Source organism: Sphingomonas sp. Leaf339 (assembly GCF_001426195.1).
Lineage (GTDB): Bacteria > Pseudomonadota > Alphaproteobacteria > Sphingomonadales > Sphingomonadaceae > Sphingomonas.
The window spans coordinates 741151-763421 of the sequence record NZ_LMRS01000001.1 but is presented as its reverse complement, the minus strand read 5'-3'; the positions used below and the strand labels follow the sequence as shown (position 1 = coordinate 763421).

Sequence of the window (22271 nt, the reverse complement as noted above, 5' to 3'; positions counted from 1 at the left end):
CGTGTCAGTCCTTATCAGTTCGCGAGCGCAGTCTGGGCGGGGCTGGTGCCCCCATTCTTCGTCAGCACGGCCTCCGTAATCGAATTCGGAAGGGCGCGAGGCCGCTCCGAACTCGACACCAGCGGCAGGATCACGAGAAAGTGCAGGAAGTAATAGGCGGATGCCAACTGCCCCAGGATCACGTTGCGAGCATTCGCCTCCGCACCGCCGACATAGCCCAGCAACAGCACGTCGAAGAGAAGCACGATCAGGAAACCGCGATACTTCGGCCGATAGTTCGACGAGCGCACCGGCGACGTGTCGAGCCAGGGCAGGAAGAACAGCAGCAGGATCGACCCGAACATCGCCAGCACGCCCCACAGCTTGGCCGGCAGGATGAAATCCGCCGTGAAGCTCTTCAGGATCGCGTAAAACGGAAGGAAATACCATTCCGGTACGATGTGCGCAGGCGTCGAAAGCGGGTTCGCCTCGATATAGTTATCGGGGTGACCAAGCAGGTTGGGGCTGAAAAAGATCAGCGTTGCGAAGATCAGCAGGAACACGCCCAAGCCGACCGCATCCTTGGCCGTGTAATAGGGATGGAACGGCACCGTATCCTGCTTGCCCTTAACATCGACACCGGTCGGGTTGTTCGAGCCGGGAATGTGGAGCGCCCAGATGTGCAGGATGATGACGCCCGCCGTGACGAACGGCAGCAGATAATGAAGCGAGAAGAAGCGGTTCAGCGCGGCGTTGTCCGGCGCGTAGCCGCCCAGCAGCCAGATGCGGATCGATTCGCCCACCAGCGGGATCGCAGAGAAGAAGCCGGTGATGACCTGGGCACCCCAGAAGCTCATCTGACCCCATGGCAGGACATAGCCCATGAAGGCGGTGGCCATCATCAAGAGAAAGATGACGACGCCGAGCAGCCACACCATTTCTCGTGGTGCCTTGTACGACCCATAATAAAGGCCGCGGCCGATATGGATGTAGACGACGAGCAGGAACATCGACGCGCCGTTCGCGTGCGCATAGCGCAGGAGCCAGCCGGAGTTGACGTCGCGCATGATGCTTTCGACCGAACCGAATGCCACGCCGCCATTGGCGGCATAGTGCATCGCCAGCACGACGCCGGTGATGATCTGGATACCCAGCGCCGCCCCTGCGAGCACGCCGAAGTTCCAGAAATAGTTCAGGTTGCGCGGCACGGGATAACCGGCACCGACCGCGTTGTAGACGAGACGCGGCACGGGCAGCTTCTCGTCCAGCCACCGCATCAGCGGCTGCTTCGGTTCATATTGCTTGGCCCAGGGAAAGCTCATGTGCGGCTACCTCAACCCACCGTCACGACGGTGTCGGAATTGAATGCATATTCGGGAACGTGCAGGTTCAGCGGTGCCGGACCCTGCCGGATACGGCCGGCGGTATCGTAGGCCGAACCGTGGCACGGGCAGAAATAGCCGCCGAACGGCCCCTTGTTCTCGCCCTCACCCGCGCCGAGCGGCACGCAACCAAGATGGGTGCAGACGCCGAGCGTGATGAGCCAGTTCTTCTTGCCCGCCTTCGTCCGCTCTTCCAGCGTCTGCGGATCGCGCAGAGTGCTGATCTGCACCGCATCGGCAGCGGCGATTTCCGCCGGCGTCAGGTTGCGGACGAACAGCGGCTGTTTGCGAAACGAGGATTTGATCGCCTGACCGGGGGCGATCTTGGAAATGTCGATCTCGGTCGACGACTGCGCCAGCACGTCGGCCGAGGGGTTCATCTGGTTGATGAGCGGCAGCACGACCGCGACCGCACCGACGCCGGCGAACGAAACCGCGGCGACATTGATGAAGTCGCGACGGCGCGGATCATGGACCTCTTCGTCGAGGAGCGCCGGGTCCTCGCCCGGGGGAAGCTGGTCTTCGACAGTCGCCATTCAGTAAAACCCTCACCTGATCGCGGGTGCCCGGCGCCATATGCGTCGTCACGCCCGCAGCCCATCCATCCCCATGGCGGGCCGCCCGATGTGTTAGCCGCCGCTTCGCCGTTTTGCCAATAGCATTTTGAAAAGCTGGCCCCATCGCTATGGAACAGGCCATGCGCCTTGCCCTGTTCGAACCTGATATCGCCGGTAATGTCGGCACACTTTTGCGGACGGCGGCATGCTGGGGAATCGGGGTCGATCTGATCGAACCGATGGGATTCGCATTCGGCGACCGGGCGATGGCGCGGGCTGGCATGGATTATGCGGCGCGGGCCGATGTGGTGCGCCATGCCGATTGGGCAGCGTTCGAACGCCAGGTCAGCGGTCGTATCGTCCTGATGACGACAGCGGGAGCGATGCCGCTTTCCAATATCTCCTTTCGAGCGGACGATATCATCCTGCTGGGATCGGAGGGGGCGGGCGTGCCGGCCGCCGTACAGGACCGGGCCGACCTGCGCATCCTGATCCCGATGCGGCCCGGTTTCCGATCGCTGAACGTGGCGGTGGCGGGCGGAGTCGCGATGGCGGAGGCGTGTCGGCAGACCGTCTGGGCATTTTGACCGCTGGCAGTGACCGCCGCTTCGATTAGGATGGCGATTATGACCGACCACGATCCCGATCTGCAAGCTGCCCGCCGCTGGTTCGAAAGCCTGCGCGACCGTATCTGTGCCGCATTCGAGGCGATCGAACGCGAAGCGGGGTCCGATGCCGCATTCGATTATATTGAATGGGACCGCGTCGACCCGTCGGGCGAGCCAGGCGGTGGCGGCGTGCGCGGGGTGATGAAGGGTCGCGTGTTCGAGAAGGTGGGCGTCAACGTATCGACCGTCGCCGGCACGTTCGAACCCGGCTTCGCGACATCGATCCATGGTGCCGACGCCGACCCTCACTTTGCCGCCACGGGCATCAGCCTGGTCGCGCATATGGCCAATCCGCATGTGCCGGCCGTGCATATGAATACCCGGTTCCTGACGACGACGAAGCGCTGGTTCGGCGGCGGGGCCGATTTGAACCCGCCATTGCCAATCGCGGAGGACACGGACGAATTCCATGCCGTGCTGAAAGCGGCATGCGATCGGCATGATGCCGGCTACTATCCCCGGTTCAAGGAATGGGCGGATACCTATTTCTACATTCCCCATCGCGGCGTGCATCGCGGTGTCGGCGGCATCTTCTACGACCATCAGGAGGGTGATTTCGACGCCGATTTCGCCCTGACCCGCGATGTCGGCGAGGCGTTTCTGGGCGTCTATCCGCGAATCGTGCGGCGGCGGATGGATGCCGCCTTCACGGAAGCGGACATCGCCGTGCAACGGGCATGGCGTGGGCGCTATGCCGAATTCAACCTGGTCCATGACCGCGGCACGCTGTTCGGTCTGAAGACCGGCGGCAATGTCGATGCGATCCTGATGAGCCTGCCGCCGGTCGCGACATGGGATTGATGCCGGTCGCCGCCGATCAGGTAGCGACTATAGTCACCACGCTGGAGATGCGGACACGGCCAGCACTGCGACCGATGCCACCATCACCGTTGAGGCTGGTGCGGTGGGAGCGGCCGACGCCGGCCAAGTACCGGGCGCTGTTCACCCGTGTCGGGGCGCCCTGGCTATGGTTCTCGCGGTTGGTGATGGTGGACGATGCGCTGGTCGCGATCATCCACGATCCCGCCGTCGCCATATTCGCGGCGGTCGATGCGGCGGGGATCGAGGTGGGTATGCTGGAACTGGATCATCGCGAAGCCGGTGCCTGCGAACTGGGCTATGTCGGCTTCGTCCCAGAGTTGGCGGGCAAGGGCCATGGCACCTGGCTGATGGCGGAGGCGCTGATGCGCGCCTGGACGAAGGGGGTGTCGCGGGTGTGGGTGCATACCTGTACGCTGGACCACCCGGCCGCCCTGCCCTTTTACCGCCGGCATGGTTTCGTCGCGATCGGGCGGACCGTCGAGACGTTCCCCGATCCGCGCGGTACCGGGGTATTGCCCGCCGATACCGCGCCACAGATTCCGCTGCTAGTTCAGCCGCCCAATGGGACCTCGCCGTTTTCGGCGACCGTGGCGACGTAAAGCTGCGCGGTGAAGGCGGCGGCGACGACCGAGAAGACGGTGGTCACGGCCGCGCCCGCCACGGAGGCCAGAAAGGTGACGACCGGCAGCGATTCGGCACCCAGTGCCAGTCGGGCGATCAATCCGACGATCGATTGTACGGCGAGGGTCGGCACCAGCAGGACGATGGCGAACAGCACCATCACCGCCGCGATCCGCCATGTCAGACCGCGGGTCAGCCGGAAAGAACGGGCGATGGCGCCGAGGCCGCGCCGCTCATTCAGGATCACCGGGTTCAACAACAACATTCTTGCGCCGACGAACAGTGCCAGAATGACGAAGGCGATCGTGTACAGGCCGATGAAGCCCGACGCGCCGGCCGGCACCGACTGCATCGCGGTCGGCTGAGAAAAATCGACGCCGGCGCGCATCAGCGCAATCACCGGTGGCACCAGCGCCAGCGCGAACAGTACGCCCAGCATCAGGATGACGCCCAGCGCCGGCAGCAGCCGTACCGTCGCCTGCCGGGCAGCATCGTCGCGCGTCGTGGCCGGATGCGTCGCCACCGCGAGCATCGCCAACTGACCCCAGATGTTGGCGAGCAGCACCAGCAGCGCGACGACCGCGGCGACGATTGCCGTCGTCCGCGACGCAGGATCGGCGAACAGCACCAACGCCCGGTTGACGACCGAGGGAACGAAGATCGCCCCGATCGCGATCGGGGCGAGGATGTTGGCCCGTCCCCGCAACACTTCGACCGCCCGATCCCAGACCGTGCCCATTCTGACCATCAAACCATGTCCCGCCATGCTGTCCATTACCCGGTACGGCATCGCGCATCCGGGCTTAACGAACCGATAGCCGAGCACCGACGGTTCGCAAAGTGTTGCGCGGGGGATGGCCAGCCGCCAGATGCGCAGGTGTGAGCGAACTTCCTGAACCCGAATGGCGCGTATCGGCGGGCCTGATCCCCTATGACGCGGCACTGGCCGAGATGGAGGCGCGGGCCGCCGCGATCGTGGCGCATCAGGCGCGCGAGCAGATCTGGCTGTTGGAACATCCGCCGGTCTATACCGCAGGAACCAGCGCCGATCCCGCCGAACTGGTCGATCCTCGCTTTCCAGTGATGCCGGCGGGGCGCGGTGGCCGCTACACCTATCATGGGCCAGGACAGCGGGTGGGGTATCTGATGCTCGACCTGAACGAACGCGGTCGCGACGTGCGCTGTTTCGTCCACGGCGTCGAGGGCTGGGTGATCGCCGCACTAGCCACTTTGGGACTGGACGCGTTTCGGGCGCCTGGACGTGTCGGCATCTGGACGCTGGACCGCGACGGGCGCGAGGCCAAGATCGGCGCAATCGGCGTGCGGGTGCGGCGATGGGTGACGCTTCACGGCTTTTCGGTGAACGTGTCGCCCGATCTGTCCCATTTCGGGGGGATCGTTCCCTGCGGACTGCCCGATTATCCCGTCACCAGCCTGGCGGCGCTGGGCCGATCGACGACGATGACTGCATTTGACGATGCATTGGCGGCGACCAAAGCGGGTTTCCTGCAAACTCTTTCTTGCCAGACATAAAACGAGTCTTGAGAGGTTTGCGTAATCCGTTTAATGTCCACGTTGATTTGGGTATTAACCGGGCAAGCAAGCCAACCAAATCCTCTATCTAGGGAGCTTCCAAAATGCGTGCACTCATCTCCAAGGTTCTGACCGGCTCGATGATCGCCGGCGCGGCGCTCGCGGTTGCGGCCTGCGGCCCGAAGACCGAGACGACGACCGACAACACGATGGTCACGGACATGAACACCACCGAGGGCATGGACACCATGACCGACAACATGACTGCCGTCGACGGCACGATGAACGGTGGCATGATGGCCAACGACACCATGATGGCGAACGACACGATGATGTCGAACGACACCATGATGACCAACAACATGATGTAATCCTTCACAGTATTACATGTTGCGGAAGGGGCCGTCCGGGCGACCGGGCGGCCCCTTCTCGTTTTGGCATTGTCGATTGCGGATATCGTTCCACGTGCGACCAGCGGTTGGCCGCATGGGACGAACGGTTCGGCCATGAGATTTATCGAAACCGACTGTGCAAGCCGTCGAAATGCTTTAGATTCCAGCAACGAAGATTGAGCCGGGAGCTGGTGACGTGAAAAGGGTGTGGCGATCGACGTGGATGCGAGGCATCGGGACGATGGGTGCGGCGATGGCCGGTATGTCCGCCGGCCCTGCCTCGGCGCAGTTCTTCCTGCAGAGTTTCGATTATGCCGGACTGCCGGTACAGGGCGCGGAACCCGGCATGGTGCAACCGCTGCCGGGCGCGACGCCGGAAGAGGTGCGCGCCGGCCTGACCTGGACGATGCGGTCAGCGCTCAACGTCGCGGCGCTGCAGTGCCAGTTCGAACCGACGCTGCTGACGGTCGGCAACTACAATGCCGTGCTGCTCGATCATAAGGACGAGCTGAAAACGGCGTGGGATACGCTGAACAAGTATTTCGAACGCACCAATAAAACCAAGCGCGACGGCCAGAACGCACTCGACCAGTTCGGGACGCGTACCTATTCCAGCTTCGCCACCGTCGCATCGCAATACGGTTTTTGCCGGACAGCGCATTCGATCGGCCGCGACGCGCTGTTCGCGCCGCGTGGCGAGTTGGCCAATGTCGCCCAGTCGCGGATGCGCGAACTGCGCAACAGCCTGAAACCCTATGGTGAGCAGCGTTTTCCCCGTTACATCGGCTATGGCTACATGCCCGTGCCACGGCTCGATATCTTGTGCTGGAACAAGAAGGCCGAGTGGCAGGTCAAGAAATGCGGCGCCTATGCCTGGCCACCCGCCGTTGCTCCATCCGCCAGTGCGGTGGCATCACAGCCGGCCAGCAGCGCGGTGGCTGTTCAGTAAGTTTCGCCCGCTCCCTGGCCCAGTGCCGGGGAGCGATTTCGTCAGGTCGTCAGCGCAGCCCCAACAGCTTGTGCGTCTGTAGCGACAGCCGCCAAGCCGGCCGCTCCATCACCAGATCGATGCACGCCTGATGATGCGCTACCGCGTGTGCGTCGTCGAGCGGCTGGATCAGCAGATGGGTGAAATCCCACGCCTCCAGCGTGACCGGGTCGATCGCCGCCTGTGGCCATACCAGCTTCAGCTCGTCACCGGCACGCTGCACGACTTCGCTGCCCGCCTTGGGGCTGATGCAGACCCAGTCGAGCCCAGGATGCGCGGGGATCGTCCCGTTGGATTCGATAGCGATCATGAATCCGGCGTCGTGCAGCGCATCGACGATCGCGTCATCGACCTGCAGCATCGGCTCACCGCCGGTCAGCACGACGAAGCGTCGATCGAGCGACGGCCCCCAGAATTCGACGACCGCCACCACCAACGCGTTAGCATCGGCGAACTTGCCGCCCCCCGCCCCGTCGGTGCCGACGAAATCGGTATCGCAGAAACGACAAACCGCCGTCGCACGGTCCTGCTCGCGGCCCGACCACAGGTTACATCCGGCGAAACGGACGAATACCGCGCGGCGACCCGCCTGCACGCCCTCGCCCTGCAACGTCAGGAACATTTCCTTGACGGCATAGCTCATCGACCGCGCCTCATGGCTTGGCGGCGTAGCGGGTGGGATCAGCGATGCCCGCTTCCTCGAACCCCTTGGCCCGCAGGCGGCAACTATCGCACAAGCCGCAGTGGAGACCACCCGGCGCCGGATCATAGCATGACCAACTGAGCCCCATGTCGAGGCCGAGCCGTGCCCCTTCACGGGCGATATCCGCCTTGGTCATGTGTTGCAGCGGCGCGCGGATGCGGAACGGTGCGCCTTCTACCCCGGCCTTGGTGGCCAGTTCGGCGAGTCCTTCGAAAGCATGGATGAATTCAGGTCGGCAATCGGGATAGCCCGAATAATCGAGCGCGTTGACGCCGATGAACAGATCGCGGGCGCCCGCCGCCTCCGACCAGCCGAGGGCCAAGCTGAGGAAGATGGTGTTACGGGCCGGGACATAGGTAACTGGGATGCCGCCCTGCCCCTCCGCACCGACGCCGTCCTTGGGCACATCGATATCGTCCGTCAGCGCAGAGCCGCCGAAGGCCGACAGGTCGAGCGGCAACACGACATGGCGTTCGGCGCCAAGCTCTGTGGCGACGCGGCGGGCGGCGGCCAGTTCGACGCGGTGCCGCTGGTTATAATCGATCGACAGGGCGAGCAGGCGGTATCCGGCTTCGCGCGCGAGCGCGGCGGACACCATCGAGTCTAGGCCGCCCGAGACAAGGACGACCGCAAGAGGCTGAGTATTCATGATCCGCCGCGAGCTAGGCCAGCTTTCGACAAAAAGAAAGGGCCGCGCGGATCGCACGGCCCCGAGGTGTGATGGGAACGACCCACCGAGGGAGAAACACGTGCTGAAGAACAAGCACCTGATTCTCCTAACCGTAAACGCGTAAACAGGGCGTTAACGCATCGGCGTCAGGTCCTCGGCGGACACCGGAAACTTCGTCGCGCAAAATGCACAGTCGACTTCGATCACGCCATTCGCATCCGCCATCTCGCGCCGATCCTCGACCGGAAATTTTGCGAGAACGCCCAGGATATGGTCGGGCGTGCACCGGCAACCCCGCACGATCGGCGTCGATGCCAGGACGCGGATCTCACTTTCTTCGTTGAACAACCGCCAGATCAGCGTTTCCAGCGGGATCGCCGGGTCGGCCAGCTCGTCGACGCCCATCGTGCTGCCGAGCGCCGCGACATGCTCCCATTCCGGGTGATCGAGCCGAGTATGGAGGCGCTCGCGTCCAACCTCCCCTTCCGGCAGATGCTGGAGCAGCATACCACCGGCGATGGTGCGGCCGGTGGCATCGCGGCCGATGCCCAGGCGGATCAGGGTCGGGATCTGTTCGGACTGCACGAAGTAGCTTTGCGCCGCCTCGGCCAGCGTTTCGGCGTCCAGTGGCACGATGCCCTGATATCGTTCACCAGACGTCGCGAGATCGAAGGTGATCGCCAGATATCCCTGACCGAACAACGCGAACAGCGTCGGCTGCTCCGGTGCCTCGGCCAGCCGGTCGGCATCATATTGGATATATCCGCGCAGCTCCCCACCGCGGTAATCGCAGACCAGCAATTGCACCACGCCGGCATCGCTGCGCGTCTGCATGGTCAGCTGCCCGCTTTCATCCTTCAGCGTCGATCCCATCAGCGCGCACAGCGCCAGCGCCTCTGTGAGCAGCCGTTCGATCGCCGGCGGATAGGCGTGGGCGGACAGGATCGTGTCGAGCGACGCCCCCAGGCGCACGACCCGGCCGCGGGCGTGGCGGGACGGGATCGTGAAGCCCAAGGCACGGTCGGTGTCGGAAAGAATTTGCTCGGTCATCATCGTCATCCGTCAGTCCGGCGGTAACCGGACCCTGTCGCCGCAAAGGGCGCCTGAAAAGGGAAGCGCCGGTGAGTGCCGGCCAGACGGATATGGGCGCGACCGGGCGGCGATCAACCGATCTGGTCGAAGCACCAGCGCAGTACGGACTTCTGCGCGTGCAGGCGGTTCTCCGCCTCAGGCCAGATCAGCGACTGGGGACCGTCGATCACCGCCGTGGCCACTTCCTCGCCGCGATGCGCGGGCAGGCAGTGGAGGAATTTGGCATCCGGCTTTGCCAGCGCCATCAGGTCGGGCGTGACCTGATAGGGACCGAGCGCCTTCAGCTTGGCATCGGCATGAGCCTGACCCATCGATATCCAGGTATCGGTGACGATGATGTCGGCACCCTCCGCCGCCTCACGCGGATCGGAGACGACACGGGCGCGGCCGGACGCGGCGACGATTGCTTCCTCGTCCGGGGCGAACCCTTGTGGACAGGCGGCAACGACGTCGAACTGCATCAGCCCGGCGGCCTCGACGATCGACGCCAGCACGTTGTTGCCATCGCCCAGCCACGCGACCTTCAGGCCGGGCAGCGCCTTGCCGGATTCGATGATGGTCAGCAGATCGGCCATGATCTGGCAGGGATGCGAGGCATCGGTCAGCCCGTTGATGACGGGGACGGACGCGTAATGCGCCATCTCCTCGACCTTGGCATGATCGTCGGTGCGGATCATGATCGCGTCGCAATAGCCCGACAGGACACGGGCGGTATCGGCCACGCTTTCACCACGGCCGAGCTGCATGGTGCCGGCGTCCATCACGACCGACGTGCCGCCGAGCTGGCGGATCGCCATGTCGAAACTGACGCGGGTACGGGTGGAGTTCTTTTCGAACACCATCGCCAGCGTGTGACCGGTAAGCGGAGCGTCACCATCGACACGTCCCTTTGCCCAGCCGGCGCGGGCCGCCTTGCGATCGAGCGCGTCGGCCAGCATCGCGGCGATACCGTCGGCGCCCGCATCGTACAAGTTCAGGAAATGGCGCATGTTCGATCCTTCCCTGCAAGGAAGACGGGGACCACGGTTTCATCGCGTGGAAGAAAGTATCCACGAGCGCTGCCGTTGAAGCGGTCCCCCTCCACCATGCTTCGCATGGTCCCCTCCCCGCGAACGGGGAGGATCGTTTCAGTCGTCGCTCGCCGGGACGTACACCCGTGCGGCGTCGCTCAGTTTCTGGGTGAATTCGGCGATATGACTTTCGTCGATCACCAGCGGCGGCAGGATGCGGACAACGTTTTCGCCTGCCGCGACCGTCAGCAACCCGTGGTTGTCACGGCAATGCGCGACGAAGCGACGGCTGTCGCTTTTCAGCTTCAGTCCCATCATCAGCCCACGGCCGCGCACCTCATGGAAAAGATGGTCATGGTTGGGGATCATCTGTTCCAGTGACGACCGCAGCCGATCGCCCATCGCGGTGACGTGATCGAGGAAGCCATCGGCCTGCATCACGTCAAGCACCGCCTCGCCCGCCGCCATCGCCAGCGGATTGCCGCCATAGGTGGAGCCATGAGTGCCGGCGACCATGCCCTTGGCTGCTTCCTCGGTCGCCAAACAGGCGCCGAGCGGGAAACCGCCGCCGATACCCTTGGCCACCGCCATGATATCGGGCGTGATGCCGTAGAGTTCGTGGGCGAAGAATTTGCCGGTGCGGCTGTATCCGCACTGCACCTCGTCCAGTACCAGCAACAGGCCGTGTTCGTCGCAGGCGGCGCGCAGCCCCTGGATGAACTCGTCTGTGCCGACCGTCAGGCCGCCCTCGCCCTGGATCGGTTCGACCAGGAAGCCGGCCGTATTATCATCGATCAGCGCCAACGCGCCGGCCAGATCGTTGAACGTCGCGTATTTGAAGCCGGGCAGCAGCGGTTCGAAGCCGTCGCGCATCTTGGCCTGATTGGTGGCCGAGATCGTGCCGAGCGTGCGGCCATGAAACGCGTTGTTGAACGTGATCAAGTCGTGCCGCTGCGAATTGCCATTGGCGAAATGATAACGGCGCGCGGTCTTGATCGCGCATTCCACCGCCTCGGCCCCCGAATTGGTGAAGAACACCGTGTCGGCGAAGGTCGCATCGACCAGTCGCTGCGCCAGATGCTCGCCCTGCGGGCTGCCATAAAGGTTCGACACGTGCATCAGCGTCGCCGCCTGATCCGCGATCGCCTTTACCAGCGCCGGGTGGCCATGACCCAGCGCGTTCACCGCGATGCCGCTGGCGAAATCAAGATAGCGGTCGCCATTCTCGCTGATCAGGTACACGCCCTCGCCTCGCACCGGTCGCACACCGCACCGTGGATAGACGGGCATGAGCGCGGGCGTAGACATGGTGGCTCCCTCCAACGAGAAAGGGCGGCCAAGGGGGCCGCCCGATGCGCCTGATACGGGCAGACGGCACAGCCGGTCAACACCATGACCGCGCTTCCTATTCTTCAGGCGTCCAATGCTTCCTCGTCCAGCCGGGCGGCGTTTTCCTGGATGAAGGCGAAGCGGTGGGCGGGGTTGGTGCCCATGAGGCGATCGACCAAGTCCTTCACTCCTGCGCGCTCCTCATATTCTTGGGGCAGGGTGATGCGGATCATTGAGCGGCTGGCGGGGTCCATCGTGGTTTCGCGCAGCTGCATCGGGTTCATTTCGCCCAGACCCTTGAAGCGCGCGACCTCGACCTTCTTGTTTCTGAACGCGGTGCGTTCCAGTTCCGCGCGGTGAGCGTCGTCCCGAGCGTAGAGCGACTTCGCGCCGGCGGTCAGGCGATAGAGCGGCGGCTGGGCCAGGTACAGATGCCCGCGCCGCACGAGATCGGGCATTTCCTGAAAGAAGAAGGTCATCAGCAACGTGGCGATATGCGCGCCATCGACATCGGCGTCGGTCATGATGACGATGCGTTCGTAGCGGAGATTATCGGCGATACAGTCCTTGCGCGTGCCGCAACCCAGCGCCTGGATCAGATCGGCGATTTCCTGATTGGCGAAGATCTTCGCGCTGGTGGCCGACGCGACATTCAGGATCTTGCCGCGGATCGGCAGGATCGCCTGCGTCTTGCGATCGCGCGCCTGTTTGGCCGAGCCACCAGCCGAATCACCCTCTACGATGAACAGTTCGGTGCCGGCGGGGTCGTTGGCGGAACAGTCGGTCAGCTTGCCGGGCAGGCGCAGCTTGCGCGCCGAGGTCGCGGTCTTGCGCTTGACGTCGCGTTCGGCCTTGCGGCGCAGGCGTTCATCCATCCGGTCGAGGACATAGCCGAGCAGCGCCTTGCCCCGGTCCATGTTGTGGCCGAGCCAGTGATCGAAATGATCGCGCATGGCACGCTCGACCAGACCGGCCGCCTCGGGGCTGGTCAGCCGGTCTTTGGTCTGGCTTTGAAATTGCGGCTCGCGGATGAAAACCGACAGCATCAGTTCGCTGCCGACCATCAGGTCGTCGGCGGTGATGTCCTTTGCCTTTTTCTGGTTCACCAGTTCGCCGAAATGGCGGAGGCCACGCACGAGCGCCTGACGCAGGCCCTGTTCGTGCGTGCCGCCATCGGGGGTCGGGATGGTGTTGCAGTACCAGCTGAAACTGCCGTCGCTCCATAACGGCCAGGCGACAGCCCATTCGACGCGGCCTTGCCCCCCCGGAAAGTCCTGTGACCCGGCAAAGAAATCCGCCGTTGCGCACTCGCGACCGCCGATTTGTTCGCGCAAATGGTCGGCGAGGCCGCCAGGGAACTGGAAAACCGCCTCGGCCGGCGTGTCGCTCCCCTCCACCAGTTCGGCCGCGCAATGCCAGCGGATTTCGACACCGGCGAACAGATATGCCTTTGACCGAGCGAGCTTGTACAGGCGGGCTGGTTTGAAGGCGAGTTCGGGGCCGAAGATCTCGGTATCCGGGGTGAAGGCGACCGAGGTGCCGCGCCGGTTAGGAGCGGCGCCGACCTGTTCGAGCGGGCCGAGCGTCTGGCCCTTGGCGAAACGCTGGCGGTAGAGTTGCCGGTCGCGGGCAACCTCGACCACCGTGTCCGACGACAGCGCGTTGACGACGGAGATGCCGACGCCGTGCAGACCGCCGCTGGTTGCATAGGCCTTGCCGGCGAACTTCCCGCCCGAGTGGAGGGTGGAGAGGATCACCTCCAGCGCCGACTTGTCTGGGAACTTCGGATGCGGATCGACCGGAATGCCGCGGCCGTTGTCGATGATGGTCAGGCGATTGCCGGGCTCCAGCGTCACTTCGATCCGGGTCGCATGGCCGGCGACCGCTTCGTCCATCGCGTTATCGAGCACCTCGGCGGCGAGATGATGCAGCGCGCGTTCGTCGGTGCCGCCGACGTACATACCGGGACGACGGCGGACCGGCTCCAGCCCCTCCAGCACCTCGATCGACGAGGCGTCATAGCTTTCCTGAGCGGGAGGCGCCGCGAACAGATCCTTGGACATAGGAAGAACATAGGCCGTGTCGCAGGACGAAGCCAGCGCGTCGGCTGTGGCGCGATTGCCACAGCTGAAAACAACTTGGATCAGTCAGGATATTTCCAGTGTTTTCACCCGTTCCTGTGGTTCCATTCAAAAAGATGACGGAATTTTCATGCAAAAGTTGACTGCCGGCCTGCTCGGTCTGGCCTCCTTCGCTGCTCTGGCGACGCCCGCCTTCGCACAGGAAACCACCGAGGATCGTCCGTTCTCGGGCATCTATGTCGGCGCGGCCGGCGGTTACGACGTACAGCCGAACGATGTCGGTTCGCGCATCCTGTTCGATCGGAACCTGGACGGTAACTTCAACAACACCGTGCTGACTGGCGCCGGCGGGAACGCGTTCAACCCCGGTTTCTGCAACGGTCGCGCAACCCAGACCGGCAACGTCGCCTGCCGTAATGACAAGGACGGCTGGGCCTATTACGGCCGCGTCGGCATGGACGTGCAGCGCAGCAACATTGTGATCGGTGCAGTCGGCGAGTTCGGCAAGTCAGAGATCACCGACAGCGTTACGGGTTTCTCGTCCACCCCCGCCAACTACGTGATGACGCGTAGTGTGAAGTGGGAATCGTCGATCCGTGGCCGCGCCGGTTATGCCGCTGACACGACGCTGTTCTATGGCACGTTCGGCGCCGGTTATGCCCGCATCGATCGGTCGTTCTCGTCGTCGCAGAGCACCAACACGTTCACCGGCCGTGGCGATCGTAACCAGTGGGGCATGCTGGGTGGCGGCGGCATCGAGCAGAAGCTCGGCCGTAACTTCTCGGTGGGCATGGAATATATGTACCACCAGTATCAGGATAACGATTACCGCGTCCGCGTGACCGGTCCGGCCGGCACGCCCTTCACGAACGCCAACAACGGCGGCACGGTGAATGGCACTGACATCGCACGCAGCGACGACAAGTTCCGCTGGCACAGCATCCGCGCGACAGCGGCGTTCCGGTTCTGAGGCGAAGAAGGACTAACGTCGAAAGGCTTCAGTCCTTCGAGTCCGGCCGGCAGCGCATCGCGCTGTTCGACGACGCGGCTGTAGCCGCGGCGGGATAGAAAAAGGGCCGCTTCCTCACGGAAGCGGCCCTTTTGTCGTGCGCTGGAGAACGAGAAGTCTGCGAGTTCAGGACGGGCGGGCTTCTGTCTCGATCCCCCTCCTTCGCGGTCCGGCTCTGGGCAACGCCCGTAACATCGAACGCACCCCTGGCTGCGTCGGCCAAGCGGCCTTCGCGTCCGCAGGCGCTTGGCGCCTTATCGAACGCGAGGGCCGCCAAACGGCAGCGGCGGCGGAGGACGGCGATCGCGGCGGGGCAACTGCGCCTGATAGGCATGACCGCAGTGATCCACACAATACGGGAAACCCGGGTTCACCGCCTTGCCGCAAAAATGGAAGTCCGGTTCACCCGGATGGCCGAGTGGCCATTTGCAGATACGGTCGTTCAGATCGAGCAGGCTAGTCTTGCCGGCGATCTCGGCGGATGGCTTGGCGGGCACCAATCGACGCGGCGGTGCAGGCGCGATTGGCGGTTGTTGCTCGCCGGGTGCCTGACGCAGGAAGCCGCCGGGGCCGACCGAGCGCAGGATCGGTTGCGGCGGTGTCTCGCGCACGACTTCGGGGGTCGCGACGACCTCGTCATCCTCGGCTTCCGGCTCGGGCTCAGGAGCCGGAGGTGAAGGCGGCGCCGACGGCGGTGGGGGTGGCGGCGGTGGCGCTGCCTCTACGACGGGTTCAGACACTGCCTCGACCACAACCGGCGTGGGCTCGCTCGGCGACATTTTCACCGGCGACGGCCGTGCCTGCAGGCCAAGACGATGCGCCTTGCCGATGACGGCGTTGCGGCTAACCTCGCCCAGCGCTTCCGCGATCTGGCTGGCCGTCTGGCCGCCCTCCCACATCTTCCTGAGCGTTTCGATCCGCTCGTCGGTCCATGACATTCGTCGTTCCTCAGCAATACGGCCGGTTGCGGGCGGCGGCGGCAGCGACTACGCGCTTGCACGATGAGCAGCCAGCCCCCAATCGGCGAAATTCAGTCAGCGGTCCGCAACGCCCCCGGCGTGCCCGTCATCCGTAGCATCAACTGGGGCGGCCTTCGCACCCTTTATATCAAGGAGGTGCGCCGTTTCTTCAAGGTGCAACTCCAGACCATCTGGGCGCCAGCGATCACGACGCTGTTGTTCCTGGTCATCTTCACCGTCGCACTGGGCAGCCGGCATGCGGTGCAGGTCGCTGGAATCGCGGTGCCGTTCGCCGATTTCATCGCCCCCGGCCTGATCGTGATGGGGATGCTGCAAAACGCATTCGCCAACGCCAGTTTCTCGCTGCTGGTCGGCAAGATCCAGGGGACGATCGTCGATTATCTGATGCCGCCGCTGTCGACGGCGGAGTTGCTAGCGGCGCTGGTCGGCGGCGCGGTGACGCGGGCGATCTTCGTCGGATGCGCGGTGGGACTGGCGATGGCGCTGTGGCCGAGCGTGCATGTGATGCCGCGGGCGCCGCTGGCGATCCTGTGGTTCGGCATCGGCGGATCGATCTTCCTAGCACTGCTGGGTGTGCTGACGTCGATCTGGGCGGAGAAGTTCGACCATGCCGCGGCCGTGACGAATTTCGTCGTGGCGCCGCTCTCGTTGCTGTCTGGGACATTCTATTCGGTCGATGCGCTCGATCCGACGTGGCGGGCGATCAGCCATGCCAATCCCTTCTTCTACATCATCTCAGGTTTCCGTTACGGCTTTCTGGGAATCGCCGATTCGCCGGTGATGTTCGGCGCGCTGGTCGTGTTGGGGATCGACGTGATGCTGGGGCTGACCTGTTACACGCTGCTGAAGCGCGGTTGGCGGCTGAAGAACTAGGCGCCGTTCGGCACCGGGCGCGTCAGACCGCCAGCGCCTCGACCAGCGCCTTCACTTTCTTCTGCCGCCACTGTGGCAATGGTGCGACGAGCCAATAACCGCCGCGCGAGGGCATGGTCTCACCGATCGCCACCACGCGGCCGGTCGCCAGGTCGTTCGCCGCGAGCAGCTCCGGCACCGTCGCCCGACCCAGACCGGCGGCGGCGGCGTCGAGCGCCAGGCCGGCGTCGGCGACCTGCATCGGCGCTGTGGCGTCGCCATCTGGACTACCAGGCCAAGTGATGATGCTCGTCGCGGTTTCGGTGGGCGCAGTGACGGTTATCATGCCGTCCGATTCGATCGCCTCCCCCTCATGCTCGCCCGGCCCGTCGCCCCAGCGGATCGCGAGATCGAGATTGGCTTGGGTGAAGTCGATCCCTTCTTCGGCGGACAGGAGCACGAAGCGCAGGTCGGGGTCTGTCGCGGCAATCCGCGCGAGGCGCGGCATCAGCCATTTCTCGGTCAGGTCGCGGGGGGCGGCGATGGTGAGGGACTTGGAAGACTGCCCCGCCTGCATCGCCCGCACGGCTTCCTCGAACTGCAGGAAGCCGTCGCGCAACGGCGCAAGCCCCGCCTCGCCTTCCGGCGTCAGTTCCAGGCCGCGCGTGGTGCGGCGGAAGAGGACGACGCCCAGTGTGTCCTCCAGCGCCCTGATCTGCTGACCGACCGCCGCCGGAGTGACTGCAAGCTCGTCTGCGGCACGGGTGAAGGACAGGTGGCGAGCGGCCGCATCGAGGACGCGCAAGCCGTTCAGCGGAAGATGGGTGCGTTTCATGGTGTCACCGTCGGCGCGATCAGGGCGAAGCGGGGAATATCGACGTCAAAGGTGGCGCCGTCCTCGCCGATCATGCGGTAACTGCCCTGCATTGCCCCGGTCGGCGTCGCCAACGGGCAGCCGGAGACATAATCGAAGCTGGCGCCGGGATCGATCAGTGGCTGCTCACCGACGACGCCCTCGCCTTCCACTGTATGGCGCGCGCCGCGGCCGTCGGTAATGATCCAATGGCGTGTGAGGAGCTGTACCGTCTGGTCGCCCTCGTTCTCCAACCGGATGTGATAGGCCCAGAACCAGCGCCCACGCGCCGGTTCCGATTGTTCGGGCAGATAACTCACCGACACACGCACCGTTACCCCCAGCGTCGTCGTCGCGTGAGGGAACAGCGCCTTCATCACAGGCCGACCTGCCGTAGCGCCTGATCGAGATCGGCGATCACGTCGTCCGCGTCCTCCAGCCCGACGTTGAAGCGCAGCATGCCTTCGCTGATGCCCATTTCCTCACGCTTCTCGACGGAGACGCTGGCATGGGTGGTGGATGCCGGATGCGTCATCAGCGACCGGGAATCGCCGATGTTGTTCGAGATGTCGACCAATTCCAGTGCGTCGAGCAACCCATGTGCCTGTTCGCGCCCATCATCCAGTTCGAACGCAAAGATGGGGCCAGCGGCAGCCATCTGGCGCATCGCAAGTTCGTGCTGCGGATGGCTGGGAAGGCCGGGATGCATCACGCGCGGCACGCGGCCTTCGAGGAAGGTACCGACCTTCACCGAATTTTCCGATTGGCGACGGATACGCAGGTCGAGCGTCTCCAGCCCCTTCAGCACCACCCAGGCGTTGAACGCCGACAGTGTCGGGCCGGTGTTGCGGGTGAAGGGCAGCAGCGTGTTGTCGATCCAGTCCTGCGTCCCACAGACAGCGCCGGCCAGCACCCGGCCCTGCCCGTCCATCATCTTGGTTGCGGAATACGCGACGACGTCCGCGCCGAATTCCATCGGCCGTTGCAAGACCGGCGTGGCGAAGGCGTTATCGACCACCGTCACGATGCCGCGCTCACGCGCGATCGCGCAGACCGCGGCGAGATCGACCACGTCCATCGTCGGGTTGGCGGGCGTTTCGAAGAAGAAGACCTTCGTCTCCGGCCTGACGGCATCGAGGAACGCCTGCGGATCGCGGGCATCGACGACAGTGGTGGCGATGCCGAACTTGGGCAGCAAGGTGTCGGTCAGCCAGCGGCACGATCCGAATGCGGCGCGGCCGCCGACGAGGTGGTCACCCTGCTGCAATTGGCAGAGCAAGGCGGCGGTCATCGCCGCCATGCCGGTCGCCATGCTGCGGCACGCCTCCGCCCCTTCGAGCAGGGCGATGCGCTGTTCCAGCATCTCGACGGTGGGGTTCTGGAGGCGGGAATAGGTCATCCCCACCTGCTCGCCCGCGAACCGCGCGGCGGCGTCGCCGGCACAGTCATAGGCGTAGCCGGAGGTGAGAAAGAGCGCCTCCGATGTCTCGCCATATTCGGAACGCGCGGTGCCGCCCCGGATCGCCTGCGTCGCGGGCTTCCAGGTGGAGGTGATGGTGCGGTCCTGGCCGGTCTTGCGCTTCATCCGCGCGCTTTGCCCCGATGGGCGAACGCTTGCAAGTGAAGGGCGGACGGGGAACAAGGCGGCCCGTGCCACAATTCCTTCGCCGCCCCGTCCCGCTCGGCCTGTTGATCGCGCTGGTCGCGCAGCTTCTGTTCGCGTGGCGACTCACCACGCCGCACAAACTGATGTTCGACGAAGTGCATTATGTGCCCGCCGCGCGCCAGTTGCTGGCGCTGGATGGTCCGATCAACATCGAACATCCGTTGATGGCCAAGACGCTGATCGCCGCCGGTATCGCGTTGTTCGGCGACAATGCGCTGGGATGGCGGGCGTTATCGACGCTGGCGGGGACGGCCGTGGTCGCGGGCGTGTTCGCGTTGTTGTGGCTGGGGACGCGACAACTGCGCCCGGCGGCGACGGGTGCGGTGTGCGCGATGTTGGGGTTCACGGTGTTCGTGCAGGCCCGGATCGCGATGCTCGACGGGTTCATGGCGGCGTTCGTCGTGACCGGGGCGGTGTGCCTGTTATGGGCGATGCACGGCACACGGCCACAGGTCTGGCGGCGATGGGTGGCGGGCGCGGTGCTGCTCGGGCTGGCGACGGGGTGCAAGTGGACCGCCGCGCCGTATGTGGCGTTCGCGGGCCTGGCGCTGGTGGTGCTGAAGCATCGGCGGCCGGATCGATGGGCCGGCATGGACGTAATCGCCGGGCTGGCGGTGCTGGGGATGGTCAGCGTCGCGGCGTACTTCCTCACCTTCGCGCCGGCCTTCTTCTACGGGCGCGATCCCCTGACGCTGGCGACGCTCATCCCGTTCCAACTAAAGATGTATGCGCAACAGACGCAGGTGTTGCCGCCGCACACCTATCAATCGTCGTGGTGGACCTGGCCGATCGACATCCGACCGATCTGGTATCTGTATGAACAGGTGGACGGGGCGCAGCGCGGGGTGCTGATGATCGGCAACCCGGCGGTGATCTGGGGCGGTTTGATCGCGGTGGCGGCCTGTGCGCTCGGCTGGTTGCGGACGCGCGACGTGCGGCTGGGGGTGGCGGCGGCGGTGTGGATCGCCGGGTTCGCGGTGTGGGCGATCATCCCCAAGTCGTTGGGTTTCTTTTATTATTATTATCTACCGAGCATCTGGCTGTGCATCGCCATCGCGGTGGCGCTGAATCGATGGCGGGTTCGGCTGGCGGGGTGGGATGAGGCGTATATAGTGCTAGTGGCGGGGCTGTTCCTGCACTTTTACCCGATCATCTCCGCCGCGCCGCTATCTGGGCCGCGAGCGTTCGAGCGGTGGATGTGGCTGTCCAGTTGGCCTTGATATGGCCACCTTCCCTCCCGTGGGTGGGAGGGAAGGTATTTATCCCAACTGAACCATGATCGCATCGCCCATCGCGTCGGTGGTCATGCTGCCGCCCAGATCGGCGGTACGGGCGCCGGCCAGGATGGCGGCGGCGACGGCGGTTTCGATACGGTCGGCAACGTCAGCGCGGTCGAGCGAGTGGCGCAACATCATCGCGGCAGACAGGATCGCGGCGCAGGGGTTGGCCTTGCCCTGACCGGCGATGTCCGGCGCGGAGCCGTGGATCGGTTCGTACATCCCCTGCGCGCTGCTGCCGAGCGCGGCGGAGGGGAGCATGCCGATCGAACCGGCACACATCGATGACTGATCCGAGAGGATGTCGCCGAACAGATTCCCGGTGACGATGGTATCGAACTGGCCGGGATCGCGGACCAACTGCATCGCGGCATTGTCGACATACATGTGGCTGAGCGCCACATCGGGAAAGTCGCGCGCCACTTCATTCACCACATCGCGCCACAGTTGCGAGGTTTCGAGGACATTGGCCTTATCGACCGACAACAGCTTGTGTCGGCGGGTACGCGCAGTCTCGAACCCGACGCGGGCGATGCGGGCGACCTCGACCTCGTCATAGCGCATCAGGTCGTGGCCCTCGCGCAGGCCGGTGCGGGTGATGCCCCTGCCCTTGTCGCCGAAATAGACGTCGCCCGTCAGCTCACGGACGATGACGAGATCGATCTTGCGCGCGATCTCGGGCTTCAAGGCGGAGGCGTCTTCCAGACCCGCGAACAGCTTGGCCGGGCGCAGATTGGCGAACAGGCCAAGGCCCTTGCGCAATCCCAAGATCGCCTGTTCCGGCCGCATCGCGCGTTCCAGCGCATCGAAGGCGGGATCGCCGACCGCGCCGAACAGCACCGCGTCCGACCGCTTGGCCAGCGCCAGCGTCTCCGGTGGCAACGGATGGCCCTGCGTGCGATAGGCTGCACCACCGACCGCACCCTCCTCGAACACCAGATCGGGGGCGAGTGCTTCCAGCACGCGGCGGGCCTGAGCGGTGACTTCGGGGCCAATGCCGTCGCCGGCGAGTAGTGCGATGAGGGTCATGACGGGTGCCTCTGCCGTCAGGGGCAGGCTTACGCAACCGCTCTCTTGATCCGATCGATTAGCCGGTCGCGTGCGGCGAGCGGCGCGGCGCGGCGATCGTTGAGGACATCGCGAGCGATGAAATGGCCGGTGAGGCGCAGACCCGCCAGAATATCGGACCAGTCCGGCGTGTCCGCGCCGCCGGGCAGGAAGGCGGGGATCGGCAGCAACCGCTCCTCATATCCCATCGCGGCATCACGGCTGACCGCCCCACCGGTGCGCGGGCTGACATAGCCGAGATCGTCGGTCGTGCCGGTCACGACGCAATGATCGAGGTCGAGGCCAAAACCCAATTGGCCGAGCAACAATAGTTCATACCGAACAAGCGCCACCGACCACCCACGCGCACTGGGCGCGGCGAGCAGCGCGGCGAGAACGCCTGTCAGCCCGTCATATAGCCGTGGATAGGGTTGCGCCTCCGGCAACGTCGCGGTGGTCAACGCGGTGATCCAGTCGAGCGCCGTCGCGGCCAGCGGCTCGCCGTGAAGCGCCGCCGCGCTGTCGATGAGTTCCAGCGTCAGCGCAGGCAATTGTTCCGCGGTCCGCGCCCGCCATTCGCCCATCACGATGTTGCCCGGCTGGAGCACCGGCCGCAGCGACCGCGACCGACCGCCACGAACATAGCCCGGCTGTACGCCGTCATCCCGCGTCAGCGCCCGCACCACGCTGCCATGCTCACCATGCGGCCGCGCGGACAACAGGATGGCGCGGGTGGTCAGATGCATGAGGGCGCGCGCGT

At 64.8% G+C, this 22271-nt stretch carries 24 protein-coding genes; 9 read left to right on the top strand and 15 right to left on the bottom strand.

What is annotated here, in order from left to right:
* Nucleotides 1–14: 14 nt before the first annotated feature.
* Both ASG67_RS03520 and petA read right to left on the bottom strand, forming a co-directional pair.
* Nucleotides 15–1301 carry a cytochrome b gene (locus ASG67_RS03520; RefSeq protein ID WP_056525265.1) on the bottom strand — a complete coding sequence of 429 codons (1287 nt, stop codon included), beginning with the start codon at nucleotides 1299–1301 and terminating at the stop codon, nucleotides 15–17.
* 11 nt (nucleotides 1302–1312) lie between these two features.
* Complete coding sequence (gene petA, locus ASG67_RS03515; RefSeq protein ID WP_056525263.1) at nucleotides 1313–1897, bottom strand: ubiquinol-cytochrome c reductase iron-sulfur subunit; 585 nt, start codon at nucleotides 1895–1897, stop codon at nucleotides 1313–1315.
* Nucleotides 1898–2058: 161 nt separating this feature from the next.
* On the opposite strand from petA, the gene ASG67_RS03510 reads away from it, so the two are divergent.
* From ASG67_RS03510 to ASG67_RS03500, 3 genes are read left to right on the top strand one after another with little or no spacing between them, the layout of a single operon-like run.
* Nucleotides 2059–2505: a tRNA (cytidine(34)-2'-O)-methyltransferase gene (locus ASG67_RS03510; RefSeq protein ID WP_056526427.1), complete on the top strand. Its 447-nt coding sequence runs from the start codon at nucleotides 2059–2061 to the stop codon at nucleotides 2503–2505.
* 39 nt (nucleotides 2506–2544) lie between these two features.
* Complete coding sequence (gene hemF, locus ASG67_RS03505; protein WP_156460614.1) at nucleotides 2545–3387, top strand: oxygen-dependent coproporphyrinogen oxidase; 843 nt, start codon at nucleotides 2545–2547, stop codon at nucleotides 3385–3387.
* Nucleotides 3378–4007, top strand: coding sequence for a GNAT family N-acetyltransferase (locus ASG67_RS03500; protein WP_056525257.1), 630 nt, complete (start codon nucleotides 3378–3380; stop codon nucleotides 4005–4007). The genes hemF and ASG67_RS03500 overlap by 10 nt, the downstream gene beginning before the upstream one ends.
* Here ASG67_RS03500 and ASG67_RS03495 read toward each other — a convergent pair.
* A complete protein-coding gene (locus tag ASG67_RS03495; RefSeq protein ID WP_156460613.1) occupies nucleotides 3959–4819 on the bottom strand; it encodes a hypothetical protein in 861 nt (286 codons plus the stop codon). The two genes, ASG67_RS03500 and ASG67_RS03495, sit on opposite strands and share 49 nt — an antisense overlap.
* 89 nt (nucleotides 4820–4908) lie before the next feature.
* Between ASG67_RS03495 and lipB the strand changes: the two genes are divergently transcribed.
* The 3 genes from lipB (at nucleotide 4909) to ASG67_RS03480 (ending at nucleotide 6903) form a co-directional block, all read left to right on the top strand.
* Entirely contained in the window at nucleotides 4909–5562 is a 654-nt protein-coding gene (gene lipB, locus ASG67_RS03490) for a lipoyl(octanoyl) transferase LipB (protein ID WP_056525251.1), read from the top strand.
* A 104-nt stretch (nucleotides 5563–5666) separates the two neighbouring features.
* The gene (locus ASG67_RS03485) at nucleotides 5667–5933 is read left to right on the top strand and encodes a hypothetical protein (RefSeq protein ID WP_056525247.1); all 267 of its coding nucleotides are present in this window, start codon (nucleotides 5667–5669) and stop codon (nucleotides 5931–5933) included.
* A 274-nt stretch (nucleotides 5934–6207) separates the two neighbouring features.
* Nucleotides 6208–6903, top strand: a complete 696-nt coding sequence (locus tag ASG67_RS03480; RefSeq protein ID WP_235535026.1) for a hypothetical protein — start codon at nucleotides 6208–6210, stop codon at nucleotides 6901–6903.
* Between the two features lie 49 nt (nucleotides 6904–6952).
* On the opposite strand, the gene queE is transcribed toward ASG67_RS03480, so the two are convergent.
* From queE to parE, 6 genes are all read right to left on the bottom strand, one after another.
* Entirely contained in the window at nucleotides 6953–7585 is a 633-nt protein-coding gene (gene queE, locus ASG67_RS03475) for a 7-carboxy-7-deazaguanine synthase (protein WP_056525241.1), read from the bottom strand.
* A gap of 10 nt (nucleotides 7586–7595) precedes the next feature.
* Nucleotides 7596–8294 carry a 7-cyano-7-deazaguanine synthase QueC gene (gene queC, locus ASG67_RS03470; RefSeq protein WP_056525238.1) on the bottom strand — a complete coding sequence of 233 codons (699 nt, stop codon included), beginning with the start codon at nucleotides 8292–8294 and terminating at the stop codon, nucleotides 7596–7598.
* Nucleotides 8295–8447: 153 nt separating this feature from the next.
* Nucleotides 8448–9365 (bottom strand): Hsp33 family molecular chaperone HslO, encoded by a 918-nt coding sequence (locus ASG67_RS03465; RefSeq protein WP_056526424.1) that lies wholly within the window; start codon nucleotides 9363–9365, stop codon nucleotides 8448–8450.
* A gap of 113 nt (nucleotides 9366–9478) precedes the next feature.
* The gene (gene argF, locus ASG67_RS03460) at nucleotides 9479–10396 is read right to left on the bottom strand and encodes an ornithine carbamoyltransferase (RefSeq protein WP_056525235.1); all 918 of its coding nucleotides are present in this window, start codon (nucleotides 10394–10396) and stop codon (nucleotides 9479–9481) included.
* A 138-nt stretch (nucleotides 10397–10534) separates the two neighbouring features.
* A complete protein-coding gene (locus ASG67_RS03455) occupies nucleotides 10535–11725 on the bottom strand; it encodes an aspartate aminotransferase family protein (RefSeq protein ID WP_056525232.1) in 1191 nt (396 codons plus the stop codon).
* 104 nt (nucleotides 11726–11829) lie between these two features.
* Nucleotides 11830–13809, bottom strand: a complete 1980-nt coding sequence (gene parE / locus ASG67_RS03450; protein WP_056525228.1) for a DNA topoisomerase IV subunit B — start codon at nucleotides 13807–13809, stop codon at nucleotides 11830–11832.
* Nucleotides 13810–13957: 148 nt separating this feature from the next.
* On the opposite strand from parE, the gene ASG67_RS03445 reads away from it, so the two are divergent.
* Nucleotides 13958–14797: an outer membrane protein gene (locus ASG67_RS03445; protein WP_056525224.1), complete on the top strand. Its 840-nt coding sequence runs from the start codon at nucleotides 13958–13960 to the stop codon at nucleotides 14795–14797.
* A gap of 293 nt (nucleotides 14798–15090) precedes the next feature.
* On the opposite strand, the gene ASG67_RS03440 is transcribed toward ASG67_RS03445, so the two are convergent.
* Nucleotides 15091–15774: a GcrA family cell cycle regulator gene (locus tag ASG67_RS03440; RefSeq protein WP_056525221.1), complete on the bottom strand. Its 684-nt coding sequence runs from the start codon at nucleotides 15772–15774 to the stop codon at nucleotides 15091–15093.
* 63 nt (nucleotides 15775–15837) lie between these two features.
* Here ASG67_RS03440 and ASG67_RS03435 point away from each other — a divergent pair, with 63 nt between their 5' ends.
* Nucleotides 15838–16689 (top strand): ABC transporter permease, encoded by an 852-nt coding sequence (locus tag ASG67_RS03435; protein WP_056525218.1) that lies wholly within the window; start codon nucleotides 15838–15840, stop codon nucleotides 16687–16689.
* Between the two features lie 22 nt (nucleotides 16690–16711).
* On the opposite strand, the gene ASG67_RS03430 is transcribed toward ASG67_RS03435, so the two are convergent.
* Genes ASG67_RS03430 through ASG67_RS03420 form a run of 3 tightly spaced genes read right to left on the bottom strand, consistent with a single transcriptional unit; the run spans nucleotide 16712 to nucleotide 19106 of the window.
* Nucleotides 16712–17503, bottom strand: coding sequence for a LysR family transcriptional regulator (locus ASG67_RS03430; RefSeq protein WP_056525215.1), 792 nt, complete (start codon nucleotides 17501–17503; stop codon nucleotides 16712–16714).
* On the bottom strand, nucleotides 17500–17898 hold the full coding sequence (apaG, locus tag ASG67_RS03425) for a Co2+/Mg2+ efflux protein ApaG (RefSeq protein WP_056525212.1): 399 nt from the start codon (nucleotides 17896–17898) through the stop codon (nucleotides 17500–17502). The genes ASG67_RS03430 and apaG overlap by 4 nt, the downstream gene beginning before the upstream one ends.
* Nucleotides 17898–19106 (bottom strand): trans-sulfuration enzyme family protein, encoded by a 1209-nt coding sequence (locus tag ASG67_RS03420; protein WP_056525209.1) that lies wholly within the window; start codon nucleotides 19104–19106, stop codon nucleotides 17898–17900. Before ASG67_RS03420 ends, apaG begins: the two co-directional genes overlap by 1 nt.
* Before the next feature lie 65 nt (nucleotides 19107–19171).
* On the opposite strand from ASG67_RS03420, the gene ASG67_RS03415 reads away from it, so the two are divergent.
* A complete protein-coding gene (locus ASG67_RS03415; RefSeq protein ID WP_056525206.1) occupies nucleotides 19172–20407 on the top strand; it encodes a phospholipid carrier-dependent glycosyltransferase in 1236 nt (411 codons plus the stop codon).
* Nucleotides 20408–20446: 39 nt separating this feature from the next.
* Here the strand turns inward: ASG67_RS03415 and leuB are convergent, their stop codons facing one another.
* Entirely contained in the window at nucleotides 20447–21493 is a 1047-nt protein-coding gene (gene leuB, locus ASG67_RS03410; RefSeq protein ID WP_056525204.1) for a 3-isopropylmalate dehydrogenase, read from the bottom strand.
* A 29-nt stretch (nucleotides 21494–21522) separates the two neighbouring features.
* Nucleotides 21523–22257: a DNA repair protein RecO gene (recO, locus tag ASG67_RS03405; protein ID WP_056525201.1), complete on the bottom strand. Its 735-nt coding sequence runs from the start codon at nucleotides 22255–22257 to the stop codon at nucleotides 21523–21525.
* Between the last annotated feature and the right edge of the window lie 14 nt (nucleotides 22258–22271).